Source organism: Mycobacterium sp. (genome assembly GCF_050701675.1).
Classification (GTDB): domain Bacteria; phylum Actinomycetota; class Actinomycetes; order Mycobacteriales; family Mycobacteriaceae; genus Mycobacterium.
Genome location: NZ_JBOGDD010000656.1, coordinates 1 through 2,233 on the forward strand (window position 1 = coordinate 1; position 2,233 = coordinate 2,233).

The 2,233-nt window shown below is 69.2% G+C and carries 3 protein-coding genes; 2 read left to right on the top strand and 1 reads right to left on the bottom strand.

The annotated features are described in order from the left end of the window. The coding region (locus ACRDUX_RS20195; protein WP_526415818.1) for a TetR/AcrR family transcriptional regulator at positions 1 to 356 on the top strand (356 nt) is incomplete at its 5' end. Here the strand turns inward: ACRDUX_RS20195 and relZ are convergent. Continuing rightward, positions 353 to 2,065: a bifunctional ribonuclease/(p)ppGpp synthase gene (relZ, locus tag ACRDUX_RS20200; RefSeq protein ID WP_526415820.1), complete on the bottom strand. Its 1,713-nt coding sequence runs from the start codon at positions 2,063 to 2,065 to the stop codon at positions 353 to 355. The two genes, ACRDUX_RS20195 and relZ, sit on opposite strands and share 4 nt — an antisense overlap. Positions 2,066 to 2,105: 40 nt before the next feature. Here relZ and ACRDUX_RS20205 point away from each other — a divergent pair. Then, positions 2,106 to 2,233, top strand: a 128-nt coding sequence (locus ACRDUX_RS20205) for a hypothetical protein (RefSeq protein ID WP_526415822.1), incomplete at its 3' end; no start/stop codon positions are given.

Below are 2,233 nucleotides of genomic sequence, written 5' to 3' on the forward strand. Positions count from 1 at the left end.
GACGCAAGCGCGGCGCCGAGTCGACGGCGGACGTCCTCGTCGATCTGTTGGTCGGCGACGGTCCCGGCACGCGGGTGTCCGAACAGTTGATCTCGCGCTACGAGCGCTACATCGCCTGCGCGCGCCAGCCGGCGCTGCGCGACGTTCAGCGCCGAATCATGAAGCAACGCACCGAGGCGGTCGTCGAGGTGGTGGAGCGGTCGGGGCGTTCGGTGCGCGCGGAGTTGATGACGGCTCTGGTGTGCGCCGTCGACGGTGCGGTCGTCGCGTCGCTCGTCGGCGTCGGGGACGGCCCGAGGGCCACGGCGCGCGCGACGCTCGTCGACGTCATCGACGTGCTCGCGCCGTACGACTAATTGCCCTGCAGCTTCTCCAACCGGGCTTGCAGCTGCGTGACGCGGTGCGCGTTCCCGGTCAGGCCGACGTATCGATCGCCGAACCGGGCCAGCAGGGCATCGTCGAGGCGGCGGACGGCGCCCGCCGGATAGCGGTAGTCCATCTTCTCGTTGACCGCATCCGTGTCGAACGTGCCGAGGAGTTCGTCGAGTTCGTCGAGTGAGTCGATGCCGAGTTCCAGAAGCAGCCCGGCGATCCAGGCGTAGTGGTCGGTGCGCGACCAGCCCGCGTCGGGGAAGCGGTTGCCCAGGTACGTCGCGAGGACCGGGGTGCCGATGCGGGGATCGCTGGACTGTTCGGACTGCTGCGCGGGCGGCGAGCTCTTCAGCCGTTCGCGGATCGCGGAGAACTCCCGGTCGGCCAGCTCCAGCAACCCGGCCGCAAGGGTGAACCGGCGGTCCAGGTCTGGCGCGTCCTCCTCGGGGATCGAGCCCTTGTAGCGGATGTCGTGCTCGAACTCCGCCCACGCGTGCTGTAGGACGGTCCGCACCTGGATGGACGCGGGCTGCTGTTCGCCTTCGACGGCGACGAGCAGATGCCTGCTCGCGTAGCCCCATCTGCCCTCGCGGGCCGTCTCCTGGCCCATGTCCCGGTCGTCGAGAAGTTGCATCTCCTCGGCCAGGAGATTGGCCACCGTGGTGACGTCGTCCCGCAGGAACGTGATCACCCGCAGCCCGATCTGGTCGGTGATCTCGGACAACGGATCGGTGTACAGACGCTGACCGTCCACGCTGCGGTCCGCCTTCTGGGCGAACGACGTGACGCTCTTGGTGCGCGCGGTGACGTTGAGGTAGTTGATGCCTGCGTCGTCGAGCAGCGTCGTCACCAGGGCGAGATAGCGTTCGGTCGCGCCCAACAGCCCCTGGCGCCGCTCGGCATACTGTGCGATCGCCTCCCGCACCGCGCCTGGCGTCGGTTCGGGCGGAGCCGGGATCAGGTCGGCGGGCAGCGTCGGGGTGATGGTGGCGCCCGACTCGGCGTCGCCGTAGGTCGTCACGTCGCCGGGCCTGCGGGTGGCGAACAACCCCACGTAGGCACAGATGACGGCGTCGACGGGATCCTCGGCCCGACGCAGCTCGCTCTTCTTCTCGGCAGTCTCCACCGCAATTCGAAGCTCGCCCCAGCCGTCGTGGTCGGTGACCCGCAGCGGGGGGTCGGCCTGGGCCAGCGATTCGACGAGTTCCATCAGGCGCCGCAGTTCCGAACGCAACTGGGCGAAGCTGCGGCCCGGCTTCGACTTGTACTTCAGCGTGCGGCCCAGCCGGAACAGCGCCACCGTCGCAGGATGCGGGTAGACCTCGATGGCACGTCGGGGGGCGTGGGAATCCGGGTCGATGTCGAGGTCGAGTGCCGTGGCGAGCCGGGCGGCGCGTGGTGTGCCCGCGAACTCGGGCTTTCCGGTGTTGGTGGGGTGGGCGCCCGCCTCGAACTTCGCGAAGTCCCGGTTGAGCGCCGCCTCGCTGGGACGTTGCCCGGTCGGGTTGTTCACCACCAGGGGCGCGTCGAAGGCGACGAGGCAGTCCCCCTGCACGTACGGCGCGATCGCGGCCCTGATGCTGGTGTCGTCCTGCGCGACGCCGAGGTACACCAGCACCCCTGCATCGTCGACGACGGCGACGCCCGTGGGCTTGCGTTCCCCCCACGCGAGGTCCAACCCGACGAAGTGCACGGCTCTAGCTTGCCCCAGCCGGGTCGTAAGCTGTGTATCCGTGACGATTCCGAATGTCCTGGCCAACCGGTACGCCAGCGACGAGATGGTGGCGATCTGGTCGCCAGAGGCCAAGATCGTCGCCGAGCGGCGACTGTGGATCGCCGTCCTGCGCGCGCAGGACGAGTT